Annotated in this window: 11 protein-coding genes, 1 tRNA gene, 3 rRNA genes and 1 pseudogene; 2 read left to right on the top strand and 14 right to left on the bottom strand. The window is 34.7% G+C overall.

Going from position 1 to position 16,758, the window contains the following annotated elements; genetic code table 11:
• Positions 1-3: 3 nt before the first annotated feature.
• The 13 genes from rpmE to JFY71_RS11750 all read right to left on the bottom strand — a co-directional run bounded on the left by rpmE (position 4) and on the right by JFY71_RS11750 (position 12,894).
• A complete protein-coding gene (gene rpmE / locus JFY71_RS11690) occupies positions 4-207 on the bottom strand; it encodes a 50S ribosomal protein L31 (protein ID WP_243662178.1) in 204 nt (67 codons plus the stop codon).
• A gap of 73 nt (positions 208-280) precedes the next feature.
• Positions 281-1,621 (bottom strand): transcription termination factor Rho, encoded by a 1,341-nt coding sequence (gene rho / locus JFY71_RS11695; RefSeq protein WP_243660955.1) that lies wholly within the window; start codon positions 1,619-1,621, stop codon positions 281-283.
• A gap of 12 nt (positions 1,622-1,633) precedes the next feature.
• Positions 1,634-2,614, bottom strand: a complete 981-nt coding sequence (glpX, locus tag JFY71_RS11700; RefSeq protein ID WP_243660956.1) for a class II fructose-bisphosphatase — start codon at positions 2,612-2,614, stop codon at positions 1,634-1,636.
• 42 nt (positions 2,615-2,656) lie between these two features.
• Positions 2,657-3,304, bottom strand: coding sequence for a fructose-6-phosphate aldolase (gene fsa, locus JFY71_RS11705; RefSeq protein WP_243660957.1), 648 nt, complete (start codon positions 3,302-3,304; stop codon positions 2,657-2,659).
• 14 nt (positions 3,305-3,318) lie between these two features.
• Positions 3,319-3,933, bottom strand: a complete 615-nt coding sequence (locus tag JFY71_RS11710) for a DUF47 domain-containing protein (protein ID WP_243660958.1) — start codon at positions 3,931-3,933, stop codon at positions 3,319-3,321.
• Between the two features lie 9 nt (positions 3,934-3,942).
• Complete coding sequence (locus JFY71_RS11715) at positions 3,943-4,992, bottom strand: inorganic phosphate transporter (RefSeq protein WP_243660959.1); 1,050 nt, start codon at positions 4,990-4,992, stop codon at positions 3,943-3,945.
• A 389-nt stretch (positions 4,993-5,381) separates the two neighbouring features.
• Positions 5,382-5,498 (bottom strand): 5S ribosomal RNA (rrf, locus tag JFY71_RS11720).
• Between the two features lie 125 nt (positions 5,499-5,623).
• Positions 5,624-8,524: ribosomal RNA gene (locus JFY71_RS11725) — 23S ribosomal RNA — on the bottom strand.
• 59 nt (positions 8,525-8,583) lie between these two features.
• A tRNA-Ala gene (locus JFY71_RS11730) sits at positions 8,584-8,659 on the bottom strand.
• Between the two features lie 141 nt (positions 8,660-8,800).
• A 16S ribosomal RNA gene (locus JFY71_RS11735) occupies positions 8,801-10,330 on the bottom strand.
• Together the 16S, 23S and 5S rRNA genes with 1 tRNA gene alongside form the textbook arrangement of a ribosomal RNA operon.
• 343 nt (positions 10,331-10,673) lie before the next feature.
• Positions 10,674-11,645: a peptide-methionine (R)-S-oxide reductase MsrB gene (msrB, locus tag JFY71_RS11740; RefSeq protein WP_243660960.1), complete on the bottom strand. Its 972-nt coding sequence runs from the start codon at positions 11,643-11,645 to the stop codon at positions 10,674-10,676.
• A 3-nt stretch (positions 11,646-11,648) separates the two neighbouring features.
• Entirely contained in the window at positions 11,649-12,098 is a 450-nt protein-coding gene (locus JFY71_RS11745) for a threonine/serine exporter family protein (protein WP_243660961.1), read from the bottom strand.
• A 10-nt stretch (positions 12,099-12,108) separates the two neighbouring features.
• Positions 12,109-12,894, bottom strand: a complete 786-nt coding sequence (locus JFY71_RS11750; protein WP_243660962.1) for a threonine/serine exporter family protein — start codon at positions 12,892-12,894, stop codon at positions 12,109-12,111.
• A 100-nt stretch (positions 12,895-12,994) separates the two neighbouring features.
• Between JFY71_RS11750 and JFY71_RS11755 the strand changes: the two are divergent.
• Positions 12,995-14,415 (top strand): annotated as a pseudogene (locus JFY71_RS11755) (IS3 family transposase).
• 180 nt (positions 14,416-14,595) lie between these two features.
• Here JFY71_RS11755 and JFY71_RS11760 read toward each other — a convergent pair.
• The gene (locus JFY71_RS11760; protein WP_243660963.1) at positions 14,596-14,931 is read right to left on the bottom strand and encodes an FMN-binding protein; all 336 of its coding nucleotides are present in this window, start codon (positions 14,929-14,931) and stop codon (positions 14,596-14,598) included.
• An 89-nt stretch (positions 14,932-15,020) separates the two neighbouring features.
• Here JFY71_RS11760 and JFY71_RS11765 point away from each other — a divergent pair, with 89 nt between their 5' ends.
• Positions 15,021-16,457 carry a leucyl aminopeptidase gene (locus JFY71_RS11765; RefSeq protein ID WP_243660964.1) on the top strand — a complete coding sequence of 479 codons (1,437 nt, stop codon included), beginning with the start codon at positions 15,021-15,023 and terminating at the stop codon, positions 16,455-16,457.
• Positions 16,458-16,758: the final 301 nt, after the last annotated feature.

Genomic DNA, 16,758 nt, shown 5'->3' on the forward strand with positions numbered 1-16,758 from the left:
CAACTATTTTATATTATATTTCTCTTTAAATTTCTCTACTCTACCACCACGTTCAGCAGATCTTTGACGACCTGTATAGAATGGGTGACATTCTGAACAAATCTCTACTTTGATTTCTTCTTTAGTTGATCCAGTTTTAAATGTATTTCCACAAGTAACACAAGTTACTGTTGCTTCATGATACTTTGGATGAATTCCGTCCTTCATTCTTTCACCTCTTTCATGTACTTTCATATATTCAGCCTTACAATTATACCATAGTAATTTTCATTAATCAATACTAAAATTTAACTTTATTAATACTGTTGACAAATTCCTCATTTGTCTTTGTATTCTTCAGCATTTCCATAATCTTGTCGGCTATTTGTTGATTTGTTGAATTAGATAAGGCCCTTCTTATTTTTCTCATAGTTTCTAATTCATTTTCACTTAATAGCAATTCATCTTTTCTAGTACCTGACTTATATATATCTATAGCAGGAAATATTCTTAAATCAGATAAATCTCTATCTAAATGAACTTCCATATTACCTGTACCCTTAAACTCCTCAAAAATAACATCGTCCATTCTAGAGCCGGTGTCTATTAATGCAGTAGCAAGAATTGTTAGACTTCCACCTTCTTCAATATTTCTTGCAGCACCAAAAAATCTCTTCGGATGATTTAATGCAAGAGGGTCTAATCCTCCTGACAAAGTCTTTCCTGAATAGGGACTAGTTACATTATAAGCCCTTGAAAGCCTTGTTAAACTATCCATTAAAATAACAACATCTCTTCCATGTTCAACTAGACGTTTTGCTCTTTCTAATACAATTTCAGCTATTCTAGTATGATTTTGAGGCATTTCGTCAAAAGTTGACGCAACTACCTCTCCTTTTACAGAGCGTTGCATATCTGTAACCTCTTCCGGTCTTTCATCTATTAATAAAACGATTAAAAATATTTCTGGATTATTTTTGACTATTGCATTTGCAATTGATTTTAATAATGTTGTTTTCCCAGTTTTAGGAGGGGCTACTATCATTCCTCTTTGTCCTTTTCCTATTGGACATACTAGGTCAATTATTCTTGTAGATAGATCCTTAGAATTGTTTTCGAGTTTTAATTTTTTATTAGGATAAATTGGAGTTAAATCTTCAAAATTTCTTCTATTTCTTAAATTTTCCGGTCCTTCATAATTTACTGAATTTACATATATTAGTGGAGAAAATTTTTCTTTCTCCTTCTTTTCTCTAGTTAAGCCAACAATAAAGTCACCGGTTTTTAATCTAAACCTTCTAACTTGTACAGGGGGAACATAAATATCCTCATCACCTGAATTATATCCATCTGAACGTAAAAATCCATATCCGTCCGGTAATATATCTAAGATACCTGAAATTTCTTTAGTATTTCCTGTATTTTCTTTTTCTTCATCATTATTTGTAACATTGTTACGATTATTTTCTAAATAACTTTCTTCTTCATCTTTTAAATTCTCTTCTTCATTTATTTTCGCTTGTTTTACAATTTCTTCAATTAGTTCACTTTTTCTATATTTTGATATACCTGGAACTCCCAAAGCTTTTGCTATTACTTTCAAGTCATCAATTTTCTTATCTTTAAGTAACTCTGCGTCCAAATTTTATCTCCTTTACATATTTCTTGTAGAAAGATGGGGTTTATTGTCTAGTTTATGCAAAGCTTCAACAAATCTAATTGTTCCTGTTTGCGCTCTAAGCATAATAGAATATGTTTTTACAGTATTATTAGGATATTGTACCACTCCATTTAAAAATTCACCATCAGTAATACCTGTAGCTGCAAATAAAGCTTCATCACCTTTAACTAAATCCTCTAATTCTAAAATCTTATTTACATCATTTATATTCATATTATAACATCTTTCTATTTCCTCTTCATTTCTAGGTTTGAGTCTTCCTTGAAAAACTCCACCTAATGATTTAATTGCAGCAGCTGAAATTACACCTTCCGGTGCTCCACCTATACCTACAAAAAGATCAACACCAGATGACTTAAAACAAGTTGCTATACTTGTATTTACATCACCTTCTTCAAAAATTCTAATTCTTGACCCAAAATTACGAATTTTTTTAATTAACTCTTCATGTCTTGGCCTATTTTGAACAGAAATAATTATTTCTGAAATGTCCTTATCCTTTGCTTTCGCTAATCTTTTAATATTTTCTTCAATAGATAAATCTAAATGTACTATATCCTTTCCTTCAGGTCCACATGCAATTTTCTCCATATACATATCAGGGGCATGTAATAAACACCCTTTTGGAGCAGCTGCAATAACGGATATAGCATTATTTTGTCCATTAGCAACTAAGGAAGTTCCTTCCACTGGATCAACAGCAATATCTAATTTTGGGGATCCTTCTCTGCCTGAACCTAATTTTTCTCCAATATATAACATAGGAGCATTATCTATTTCTCCTTCTCCTATTACAACAGTACCTTCCATATCCAAATCGTTAAAAACTAAGTGCATAGCATCAACTGCCGCTTGGTCTGCAAGATTAGCATCGCCCTTTCCCATATAATAAAAAGACTTAATAGCTGCAGCTTCTGTTACTCTAACAAGGTTTAAAGGTAGATTTATATCCATATTTCCTCCAATCACGAAAAAAGAGGGCAGTGCCCTCTAGTATTATAAATTTTTCACTGATTCCCAGTCACTTAAAAACTTTTCTATACCTATATCAGTTAGCGGATGTTTTAACATTTGTTCAAATACCTTATATGGTATCGTCGCTACATGAGCACCTACTTTTGCACAGTTTATTAAATGAATAGGATGTCTTACTGAAGCACAAATTATTTCAGTTTCAATATTATAATTAGAAAATATTTCTACAATATCTTCTATTAGTATTAGACCATCGGAGCTAATGTCGTCTAAACGTCCTAAAAATGGACTTACATAAGTTGCACCAGCCTTAGCCGCCATTAACGCTTGTGAAGCAGAAAAAATCAAGGTAATATTTGTTTTTATTCCTTTATCTGTAAGTTTTTTACAAGCCTTAAGACCTTCTTTAGTCATTGGTAATTTTATAACTATATTTTTATGAATAGTAACTAAATCCAAGGCTTCTTTAACCATTCCTTCAGAATCTAAACTAACAACTTCTGCAGAAATAGGACCATCAACAATATCGGTTATTTCTTTAATTACATCTTTAAAAACTCGACCTTCCTTAGCTATTAAAGATGGATTAGTTGTTACACCATCAACAATACCCCAAGAAGCTACCTCTTTAATTTCTTCAACATTTGCAGTATCAATAAAAAACTTCATTATTCCTCCCCTAATTAACTATTCTTCAATATAATTACTTCTAATTCATCTGCTACACTTTCGCAAGAATCTAAGCATTTTTCTAACAAATCATAAATTTTTGACCAAGCCATAATATAAATTGGATCAGTGTTTTTTCTATAAAGTTCATTCATCGTTTCTAAATATAAAACATCTCCCTTTTCTTCAATTGTATTAACTGAAATAATTAGGGGTAGTAATATTTTAGATTTTTTAAAATTATGTAGTTCCTCAAGACATTTATGCATAGTTTCAACACATTCTATAATTAATTCACTGAAGGCTATAGATTTATCGGTAATACTGTCTATATTTAAAATATATAGATTAATAAGTACTTCCTCTAAATTATCAGTAACATTATCTAAATAATGTGTTATTATCATAATATCTTCTCGTTCAATTGGCGGTAAAAACTCCTTTACCAAGTTTTCCATAATTTCATGTTTTATTTCATCGCTTTCATGTTCAATAGCATGAATTTCATCAATTTTAGATTCTAATATAGATTTATCAAAATTTTTTAATTCATTATTTAAATAATAAGCACATTCCTTTGCCTTTTTTGACATTCTGACAAATCCCTCATAATAATTATACACTGACATATTAACTCCTTAAAATAAAATCATAAATATTTTTGCCATAACAAATCCAATAATACCACATCCTGGGAAAGTTAACACCCAAGTCAATACCATTTCTTTTACAACTGACCAGTTTACATTGGACAATCTTTTAGAAGCACCTACTCCCATAATTGCAGTAGTTTTTACATGAGTTGTACTAACAGGTATACCTCCAATTGAAGAAAGTAACAAACATAAGGCTGCACCTATATCTGCAGAAAAGCCCTCATATTTTTCTAATTTTACCATGTCCATACCTACTGATTTAATAATTTTATACCCACCTATTGAAGTACCTATTCCCATAACTGCTGAACATAAAATCATTAACCAAACAGGTATAATAAATTCAGTTTGAATAGAACCCCTAGATAAAAACATACCTAACATAAAAACACCCATAAATTTTTGACCATCTTGAGCTCCATGCATAAAGGCCATAGCAGCTCCACCTACTATTTGACTTCCTTGGAAAAATCCTTGGGTTTTTCTTCTATCTATGTTTTTAAATAAAAACTTGACTATACTAACTAAAATATATCCGAAAATAAATCCTAATACAGTAGATAAAAATAACCCATAAATTACTTTTATCCATTCACGCCCATTAATTCCACTTAAACTATTATGAAGTGCAATAGCAGCTCCAGATAAACCAGCTATTAATGCATGAGATTCACTAGTTGGTATACCAAAATACCAAGCAGCTGTAGCCCATATTACTATTGCAAATAAAGCAGCACATAATGCAACTAAAGCTTCATGAGAATTACCACTAAAGTCAACCATATTATATATAGTTTCAGCTACATTCGCATTTATCATAGTCATAATTAAAACACCTAAAAAATTGAAAATAGCTGCCATCAAAATTGCAGGTTTTGCCCTCATAGCTCTTGTAGAAACTGTTGTAGCAATAGCATTAGGTGCATCTGTCCATCCATTAACAAAAATTACTGCTAAAGTAAGAATAACAGTAATAAGTAATGCATAGTTAGAAAAAACTTGACTTATAAATTCTGAAAATGAAATTGTCATAATTACTCCTTTAAATTTACTTACCCATTGATTTTAACTTAAATAGAAGTTTATGTAAACAATTTTACTTTTAATTCCTATAATCTTTTATAGATTAATTCTTATCTTCTTCCTTAATAATTAAAATAATGGATAAAATATTCTTTTATTAATGTTTATAGTTTATATAAATAATTCTATCATATATGGAATAAATAAGTTATATTTATATTAAACTATAGCAATACATGAAAAATTTGAAGTAAAATACAAATGAAATTTAGACTAATAAATAATTAATTTAAATAGAGTTAAAAGCACAAAAATATAATCCAATAATATACTCCACTACTTTAGTATGCCTTTATATCAAAAAATTCCCCATACGATTAAATCGTACAGGGAATATTGTTGGGCAAATACCTACTCTCCCATGACGTTTCCATCATAGTACCATCGGCGCTAAAAGGCTTAACTTCTGTGTTCGAGATGGGTACAGGTGTATCCCTTCCGCTATCTTCACCCTATATTAACTTTTTCTATTGTAACATTGTTTCTACTAACTGTCTATAGACTTCTATTAGGTCATGAGTCGTACTTCAATTTGTTTCACAAACTGGGTTACGGCTTCAAAAAATAGTAATAAATATTCCTGGTCAAGCTTTCGATATATTAGTATCAGTTAGCTAAAAACATTACTGCTCTTACACCTCTGACCTATCAACCATATTTTCTTCATGGTATCTCTCTTCATCTCTGAAAAAGAAATCTCATCTTGAGGGGGGCTTCGTGCTTAGATGCCTTCAGCACTTATCCCGACCAGACTTAGCTACTCAGCTGTGCTCCTGGCGGAACAACTGATACACCAGCGGTCTGTCCATCCCGGTCCTCTCGTACTAGGGACAGCTCCTCTCAAATTTCTTACGCCCACGGCGGATAGGGACCGAACTGTCTCACGACGTTCTGAACCCAGCTCGCGTGCCTCTTTAATGGGCGAACAGCCCAACCCTTGGGACCTTCTCCAGCCCCAGGATGAGACGAGCCGACATCGAGGTGCCAAACCTCCCCGTCGATGTGAACTCTTGGGGGAGATAAGCCTGTTATCCCCGGGGTAGCTTTTATCCGTTGAGCGATGGCCCTTCCACTCGGTACCACCGGATCACTAAGTCCTAGTTTCCTATCTGCTCCACTTGTTGGTGTCACAGTTAAGCTCCCTTTTGCCTTTGCACTCTGTGAATGATTTCCAACCATTCTGAGGGAACCTTTGAACGCCTCCGTTACTCTTTAGGAGGCGACCGCCCCAGTCAAACTGCCCAACTGACAGTGTCCCTGTACCTGTTTCAAGGTACCAGGTTAGAACTTTAGCATTAAAAGGGTGGTATCCCACTTGAGACTCCACTAAGACTGGCGCCCTAGTTTCTTAGTCTCCCACCTATTCTGTACATTTAATACCAAAATCCAATGTCAGCCTGCAGTAAAGCTCCACGGGGTCTTTCCGTCCTGCCGTGGGTAACTCGCATCTTCACGAGTACTACAATTTCACCGGATCCTTTGTTGAGACAGTGCCCAAATCGTTACACCTTTCGTGCGGGTCGGAACTTACCCGACAAGGAATTTCGCTACCTTAGGACCGTTATAGTTACGGCCGCCGTTTACTGGGGCTTAAGTTCTATGCTTTGGGTTACCCCTAACATTTCCCCTTAACCTTCCAGCACCGGGCAGGTGTCAGCACCTATACTTCATCTTTCGATTTAGCAGATACTTGTGTTTTTGGTAAACAGTCGCTTGGGCCTATTCTCTGCGACCATGCTTCGCTTTTTGTGTTTAACATATACGTCTCATGGTACCCCTTCTCCCGAAGTTACGGGGTCATTTTGCCGAGTTCCTTAACAAAGGTTCTTCCGCGCGTCTTAGGATTCTCTCCTCGCCTACCTGTGTTGGTTTGCGGTACGGGTATCTCTTCGCTCGATAGTGCCTTTTCTTGGCAGCGTGGAATCTACTTCTTCACTACTTGTTTTTCGCTCCCCATCGTATCTCAGTGTTATGCAAGAGCGGATTTTCCTACTCCTACCACCTACTTACTTGGACGCACTCTTCCTTCCGTGCGCTAAGTATATCCTTCTGCGTCAACACTTCTCTCAATCGCTTGAGATAGTACAGGAATTTCTACCTGTTATCCATCGCTTACGCCTTTCGGCCTGGGCTTAGGCCCCGACTTACCCTGGGTGGACGAGCCTTCCCCAGGAACCCTTAGGCTTTCGACGGGTGAGATTCTCACTCACCTTTTCGCTACTCATGCCAGCATTCTCACTTGTGTAATGTCCACAAAACCTTACAGTTTTGCTTCTTCCTTTACACAACGCTCCTCTACCAACGATTACTCGTTCCACAGCTTCGGTATTAGATTTTAGCCCCGGTAATCTTCGGCGCATCACCACTTGACCAGTGAGCTATTACGCACTCTTTAAATGTGTGGCTGCTTCTAAGCCAACATCCTGGTTGTCTAAGTAGTGTTACATCCTTTTCCACTTAATCTATATTTTGGGACCTTAGCTGGTGGTCTGGGCTCTTTCCCTTTCGACTATGAAGCTTATCCCACATAGTCTGACTCCTAACGCTAATTTAGAGGTATTCGGAGTTTGATAAGTTTCGGTAACATTATATGCCCCTAGACTAATCAGTGCTCTACCCCCTCCAATTACTACGTTAAGGCTAGCCCGAAAGCTATTTCGAGGAGAACCAGCTATCTCCAGGTTCGATTGGCTTTTCACCCCTATCCACACGTCATCCGATATGTTTTAAACCATACCCGGTTCGAGCCTCCATTCAATTTTACTTGAACTTCACTCTGCACATGGATAGATCACCTGGTTTCGGGTCTACAATATGCAACTTTGGCCCTATTCAGACTCGGTTTCCCTACGACTTCTCGTCTTAAACGATTAATCTTGCTACATATCATAACTCGCTGGCCCGTTCTACAAAAAGTACGATATTACATCTTATTGATGCTCTATCTGCTTGTAGGCATAAGGTTTCAGGTTCTTTTTCACTCCCCTCCCGGGGTTCTTTTCACCTTTCCCTCACGGTACTATTCGCTATCGGTCACTAGGTAGTATTTAGCCTTGGGAGGTGGTCCTCCCATATTCCCACAAAATTTCTCGTGTTTCGTGGTACTCTTTCTAAGAGCAACTTCTTGAATTTTTGAATACGAGGCTTTCACTCTCTACGGCTTACCTTCCCAGGCAATTCTTCTAATTCTTGTTGTTGTATTCTCTTATGTCGGGCTCTTCCCTCTTCGCTCGCCGCTACTACGGGAATCGAGTTTTCTTTCTTTTCCTCAGGTTACTTAGATGTTTCAGTTCACCTGGTTTCCTTCCATATCTTAATTGGTTGGGATATGGATACTTAGAGTTTGTCTAAGTGGGTTTCCCCATTCGGATACCGACGGATCGTTGGATATTTGCTCCTAACCGTCGCTTTCGCTGCTTGTCGCGTCCTTCTTCGGCTCCTAGTGCCAAGGCATTCACCTTATGCCCTTAGTCGCTTGACCAGAAATATTTATTACTATTTTGTTTTCAATGTTCTATTTTTCTATAACCTTACGGTTATTGGTGGAGATGAGGAGATTCGAACTCCTGGCCTCCTGCTTGCAAGGCAGGCGCTCTCCCAACTGAGCTACACCCCCATGTTATTTGTCTTTAATTTAAAAAAACCCTCGACAAAAGTGTAAAAAACTATTAGTCCTATTCAAATCTATGATTTGTTAAGGCTTAATGCAGTACTTTATTTCCTTATTGTACTCTAACTACTGCACTGTACTCCTTAGAAAGGAGGTGATCCAGCCGCACCTTCCGATACGGCTACCTTGTTACGACTTCACCCCAGTCATTAATCCTACCTTCGACGTCTGCCTCCTTGCGGTTAGCTTGACGGCTTCGGGTATTACTAACTTCCGTGGTGTGACGGGCGGTGTGTACAAGACCCGGGAACGCATTCACCGCAACATGCTGATTTGCGATTACTAGCAACTCCGGCTTCATGTAGGCGAGTTGCAGCCTACAATCCGAACTGGGGCCGGCTTTCTGAGATTCGCTTCGCCTCACGACTTCGCTTCCCTCTGTACCGGCCATTGTAGCACGTGTGTAGCCCAGGACATAAAGGGCATGATGATTTGACGTCATCCCCACCTTCCTCCGGTTTGTCACCGGCAGTCTATCTAGAGTCCCCAACTTTACTTGCTGGTAACTAGATATAGGGGTTGCGCTCGTTGCGGGACTTAACCCAACATCTCACGACACGAGCTGACGACAACCATGCACCACCTGTATATGCGTCTCCGAAGAGAACCCACTATCTCTAGTGCTAGCGCATATATGTCAAGCCCTGGTAAGGTTCTTCGCGTTGCATCGAATTAAACCACATGCTCCGCTGCTTGTGCGGGTCCCCGTCAATTCCTTTGAGTTTCAGTGTTGCCACCGTACTCCCCAGGCGGAATGCTTAATGTGTTAACTTCGGCACCGAGGTTTGACCCCCAACACCTAGCATTCATCGTTTACGGCGTGGACTACCAGGGTATCTAATCCTGTTTGCTCCCCACGCTTTCGTACCTCAGCGTCAGTTTGTGTCCAGAAAGTCGCCTTCGCAACTGGTATTCCTCCTAATATCTACGCATTTCACCGCTACACTAGGAATTCCACTTTCCTCTCCACTACTCAAGTTTAACAGTTTCAAATGCTTTATGGGGTTGAGCCCCACGCTTTAACATCTGACTTGCTATACCGCCTACGTACCCTTTACGCCCAATAATTCCGGACAACGCTCGCACCATACGTATTACCGCGGCTGCTGGCACGTATTTAGCCGGTGCTTCCTCCTTGGTTACCGTCATTATCTTCTCCAAGGACAGAGCTTTACGATTCGAAAACCTTCGTCGCTCACGCGGCGTCGCTGCATCAGGGTTTCCCCCATTGTGCAATATTCCCCACTGCTGCCTCCCGTAGGAGTTTGGACCGTGTCTCAGTTCCAATGTGACCGTTCACTCTCTCAAGCCGGTTACTGATCGTTGCCTTGGTAGGCTTTTATCCTACCAACTAGCTAATCAGACGCGAGCCCATCTTACACCGATAAATCTTTAACCTCTTTGGCACTCGCCAATGGGGTCTCATATGGTATTAATCCCGGTTTCCCGAGGCTATCCCTTTGTGTAAGGCAGGTTGCTCACGCGTTACTCACCCGTTCGCCACTTTCCTCTTATCTGTTTCTACCGAAGTTTCCACTGATAAGATTCTCGTTCGACTTGCATGTGTTAAGCACGCCGCCAGCGTTCGTCCTGAGCCAGGATCAAACTCTCAATTAAATGTTTGATTCAGCTCTTGCTGACTTCTTCTTAATTTTACACCGAAAATTATTGTTTTGGTTGTACTTTTTCTCAAAGTTTTTTACACTTTTCTTTTGTCTAGGTTCTTGCTGCACTCTCGTGACAACTTTTTAAGTATACCATAGGGTATTTCTTTTTGTCAACACCTTTTATTTTTTTGTTTCCAATTAAAAAGGCACTTCAGTTGAGTGCCTATTTATATTATCAATTATTTTTAATATTGTCAAATCTTTTTTACTTGTTTTTTACATTCTTTTAATATTTTTATATTTTTAAAGAATATTTTAATATTAAAGTCAAGTTTATTCTTAATTAATGTTTTTTAAAGATACTTTATATAGTCCTCATATCCTTCTTCTTTCATATTTTCAATAGGTATGAATTTAAGACTTGCTGAGTTTATACAATATCTTAGACCACCTTTTTCCCTTGGTCCATCATTAAATACATGTCCTAAATGACTATTTCCTACTCTACTTCTTACTTCTGTTCTTTCAACTTTTAATTTATTGTCTTTTTTATATTTAATAACCTCTTCATCTATTGGTTTGCTAAAAGAAGGCCAACCACACCCTGAATCAAATTTATCTGAAGACAAGAATAAAGGCTCACCAGTTACAATATCTACATAAATGCCTTTATTAAAATTGTCATTATAAATATTTCTAAATGGTTTTTCTGTCATATCCTCTTGTGTTACTAAGTATTGTTCTTCTGTTAGTGCTTTCTTAATTTCTTTATTATTTGGTCTACTATAGTTCTTTTCATTTACTACAGGCTTTTCCACTTCAAATTCTTCCAAGTTAATATGACAATAGCCTAAAGGATTTTTCCTTAAATACTCTTGATGATATTCTTCGGCCTTAGTAAAGTTCTTTATTTTTTCTACTTCCACTACTATTTTCTTGCTGTATTTTTTCTGTACTTCATTAATATATTCTAATATTATCTTCTTATCTTCTTCCTTTTCATAGTATATTCCGGTTCTATATTGTATTCCAACATCATTGCCCTGTTTATTTATACTTGTAGGATCTACTATTTTAAAGAATTTTTCTAATATGTTTTTTAAATTAATTATATTAGTATCGTATATTATTTTTACAGCTTCACTATGTTTTGTTTCATTTAATAATCTGTAGTTGGTTTCTTCACTTATTCCATTGGCATAACCAACTTCTGTATATTCAACTCCCAGTATTCTTTTAAAATATTCCTCTACTCCCCAAAAGCAACCACCGGCTAAATATATTGTTTTAAAATTATTGCTGCTATAATCTTTTTTTATTAACATCTTCTACCTCTTATATTTTCTACTTTTCATTCTTACTCTGTTAATAGATTTTGAAAATATTGTCGAAAGTACTATTCCTAGTGCTAATGCTGTTGCACTAATTAGGGTATCTAAAGCATTTGACAATACTGCATCTAAGTTTTGCATTGCTAAGCCCTGCATGGTTCTAAACATTGCAAGTCCCGGAACTTGCGGAATTAAACTAGGTACTAAGTAAACAGTTGCTGGAAATTTACATATTCTAGCTAATAGCTCTGCCATAAGACCTATTGTAAAAGAGCTAATAACTAAGGGAACAAATTTTGTTTCCAGTTTTACAAAGAATATATAATAAACAAACATACCTACTGTTCCTGTAATAAAGTTACCATATGTAGATTTTTTTGGAGAATTAAAAAACAATCCGTAAAACAGCGCTGATGCTCCTGCACTTATTGACTTAAATAAGATCATATATTTACCTCTAATAATAAAAATATAAAACTAAACCAACTCCTAGAGCCATACCTGCTGCAACTAAAATAGATTTCATCATGCCATACATACCAGATAAAACATCACCACTCATAAAATCCCTTACTGCATTAGTAAAATATATTCCAGGCAATAGTGGGATAATAGCCCCTGTTATTACAATATCCACATTAGTTCCAATTCCCAAGCTAATTCCAAGTACTGCCACTAAAGCAGCGGCAAAAGCACCTGCTATATTATTGAAAAAAAATGAGAAACTAATATCTTCAACTTTAAATAGCACTAAAATACCAGCGAAGCCGGCAAATAAAGTTACAAAAAAATCCTCCCAAGTACCACCAAAATTAAATATTAAGGCCGCAGCTCCCAAGCTACCAAATATTAAGTAGTTTCTTAAAGATTGATAACTACCATAGCCAATGTCATTAACTATTTTCGCTCCTTCACTTATATTATATTCCCCGTTTACAAATTTTCTAGAGAAATTATTTATTTTAGATATTTTGCTTAAATCAAAGGAATATGAATTTATTCTTCTCATAGTAATAATATCTTCATCTTTATAATTAAAAGATACCATTACCATATTATAAGTAGCATATATATTTATATTTTTAATTTCTTTATAAACACCACACATTCTAGCTATTGTATCCTCAACTCTATAAATTTCAGCTCCATTTTGTACTAATACTTGAGCCATACTTACTAATAGAATTGAAAAATCCTTAGCTTCCTTATGGGTTTTTATAGTTGTATCTTTTATATTCTCCATACTGGAATTATATCATAGTGTAATAAAAAAAAGACAATAAATTTGTACCGACCCCCAAAAGTTAGACCAAAAATCTAACGAGTAGGAGGTCGGTTTTTCAATGGCGAAATATAGTTTTGAATTTAAACTAAAAGTAGTAGAGGAATATTTAGATGGCTTGGGAGGATATCAGTATCTAGCTAAAAAATATAATATTCCAAGTTTTACGACAGTATGTACCTGGATACAAGCATATAAAGAATTTGGAGAAATAGGGTTATTAAGAAAACGACAAAATGATAAATATACTTTAGATTTTAAATTAAATATGATAGAGTCTTACCTAACTACAGAGATCTCTTATCATGAACTAGCAACCAATTTCGGAATAAATAATCCATCATTAATAGCAGGGTGGGTATCAAAGTTTAGAAAATTGGGAAAAGAAGGTCTCGTAAAACAACAAGGGAGACCCTCTAAAATGAAAGCTAAAGACAATAAAAACAATAAAAATTCTCAGATAAGTAAAAATGATGCTGATAGAATTAAAGAACTAGAACAACAAGTTTTAGCTCTGAAAATAGAGAATGAATATTTAAAAGAATTGAGGAGATTGCGTCTAAAGGAAAGTCAAAAAAAGAACAAATCGCAAGAATAATACACAATCTCCGAGGATCATTTAAATTAAAAGATATTCTTGCAGTGCTTAAATTTCCCAAATCAACATATATGTATTGGCAAAAAAGATTTAATAGAGATAATCCGGATAAAAAAATAGAAGAAGAAATCTTAAAGATAAGAGAAGACCATGAAAACTTTGGATATAGAAGAATTTATGGTGAACTTAAAAAATTAGGATTTAAGATAAATAAGAAGAAGGTGCAAAGACTTGTACAAAAACTTGTACAAAAACTTAAACTTCAAGTAATGTCATTTACTAGAAAAAGTAGAAAATATAGTTCATACAAAGGTAAAGTTGGTAAAATAGCAAAAAACAAACTAAATAGACGATTTAACACCAGTGTAATACATCAAAAAATCACAACAGATACAACGGAATTTAAATACTATGAGCGTGATAAAAATGGCAATCTTCAAATTAAAAAGTTGTATTTTGATCCATTTATGGATTTATGTAACCTGGAAATATTAAGTTATGGAATATCTGAAAAACCATCAGCAGAGAGTATAATGGCTTCCTTAAAAGAAACTATTAAAATAACGTCTGATTGTAAATACAGAAGGACTTTTCATTCAGATCAAGGTTGGGCGTATCAGATGAAGGCCTATGTAAAAGAGCTAAGGTAAAACAGAATAATGCAAAGTATGTCTAGAAAAGGTAATTGTTTAGACAACTCACCAATAGAAAATTTCTTTGGAATAATGAAGCAAGAAATGTATTATGGAAAAATATATTATAGTTATGAGGAATTGGAAACAGCAATAAGAAAATATATAAAATACTATAATGAACTAAGGATAAAAGAAAGATTTGGATGGTTAAGTCCAGTAGAATATAGAAAACAATTATCTGTAGCATAGCTATGGTATTATTTTGAAAGCCATATATCAAGAGTCGCTTCGCTTTTGCTCTTGACATAAGTCTTTCAAAATAATTAAATAAAATTAGCTACAGTATAATATAAAAAACCAGAGCAAAAAATCTGCTCTGGAAAAAGTCCAACTTTTTGGGGTCACCTTAAATTGTATTTTTTGAAAAATTTATTTAGATTGTTCTACTGCATTTTTTACAGCTTCCTTTATACCTTCGCTAGTTAATGTTGCACCTGTTACAGTATCGACATCATATGAATTATTTCTTATTATTTCTTCCTTGATTTTTTCATAACATGCTTCAACAAATTCTATATTGTCTTCATATTCAACTAGTTCAATATCCGATATTTCACCTTCTGAGTTAATTGTAACAGAAACCTTTAAATCTCCGTTTCTCCCTTTTCCTGTAGCTTCATAAGTACCTGCCTTACTAATTTTATTACAAGAAGTTAAAAAAAATAGAGTTCCTATTAAAATAAATGCAAAAATTTTTTTCATCATATTCTACCTCGAAGATTATATTATCAACTTATAAACTCTGTGTCAATTTATAATAAATAGGGTATATTATTTTTTGGAGGTGTTTTTAAATGCAACTAAAAATTAATAGCAATATTGATAATGCATTAGAGGTCTATATTATTGACAATAATTTCGATGTTGAAAAAATTAAACCTAGTTTGAAGAAAGTATTAGAGGAAATAAATTATTTTGAAAGTGATAATTTTAAAATTTTCTACTATATTAATGAATCTGAGAAAATATACTTAGTAAATCTAGGAGATACAAAAAAACTATTACTAAACGATATTCGTCATCTTGGTTTCAAAATTGCAAAGGATTTAAAAAGTAAAAATTATTCTAATATAAACATAAATTATTTTGAGGTAGAATATTTTGAAAGTAATATTTTTATTCCTGCTTTAATTGAGGGATTTTTACAATCCAATTATAGTTTTGATACTTATAAAACAAAAAAAGATACTAAATTAGATTTTAATATTAATATTAAGTTACCAAATAACGCAGAACTAAACGAAAGGTTTCTTTCAGAAGTAGAAAACATTGTTGACGGTATTAATATAACTAGGGAATTGGTCAACACTCCTTCTATAGATTTGTATCCTGAAACTTTAGCACAAAAAGCCAAGGAAATATTAGAGCCATTGGGTATTAAAGTTACAGTTTATAATAAAAAAGAAATTGAAGATATGAACATGCATGCCTTCCTAGCTGTTTCAAAAGGCTCCGCAAAAGAACCTAAGTTTATTAAATTAGAATATACACCTGTAAAAGATAAGAATAGTGAACTAATAGCTTTAGTCGGTAAAGGACTTACCTACGATTCCGGTGGATATGCAATAAAAAAACCTGAAGGTATGGCTACAATGATGGGGGATATGGCAGGTTCCGCAACAGTTATTGGAACTATGTATGCTCTAGCAAAAAACAATATTCAACAAAATGTAGTTGGGCTAATAGCAGCTTGTGAAAATATGATTTCCGGAAACGCTTATAAAAACGGAGATATTATTAGTTCAATGAAAGGTACTACAATAGAAGTGAAAAACACAGATGCTGAAGGACGTTTAACTTTAGCTGACGCCTTATATTATGCTGCAACTAAAACAGAGGCTAATACCATTGTTGACCTAGCAACCTTAACCGGTGCTTGCGTTGTAGCCCTAGGTGAAATAACAACAGGTATAGTAACAAACAATGACAATGTTTATAACAAAATTCAAGAAGCTTCAGAAAAATCCGGAGAATATGTTTGGAAATTACCATCATTTAAAGAAACTAGAGATATGTTAAAGAGTAAAATAGCAGACATTACTAACTCTACCGGTCCATATGGTGGAGCTATTACTGCAGGTTTATTTTTAGAGGAATTTGTTGAAGGTAAAAACTGGGCTCATATGGACATTGCCGGTCCTGCCTATATAACTAAACCATATAGTTATATTCCTTATGGAGCTACAGGAATTCCTGTTAAAACCCTATATAATTTTGTGAAAGATTTTTAATATCCATTAACTATAAAATCCAGGGTGAAATTTTTACTCTGGATTTTTTAATACCTTTAAATCTTCATCTTCATATTTATGATGGTCCCTTTATACTTTTTTTAGTTCAAAAAGCTTATTAGCTAATCCAAGCTTCCACCCTTATTAGATTCAAAAATCATCTTATTTAATTGCCATGTTCTAGTCTACTTCCTATTATAAGATAGAGCTTTTTTCCATAATATCTTTTTTTTTATTTTTTAGGTCTTGTAAAACTGTAATTTTTTTATTATTTAACTTATTTTATAAAATAAGTTTATTC

Source organism: Miniphocaeibacter halophilus (genome assembly GCF_016458825.1).
Taxonomy (GTDB): Bacteria; Bacillota; Clostridia; order Tissierellales; family Peptoniphilaceae; genus Miniphocaeibacter; species Miniphocaeibacter halophilus.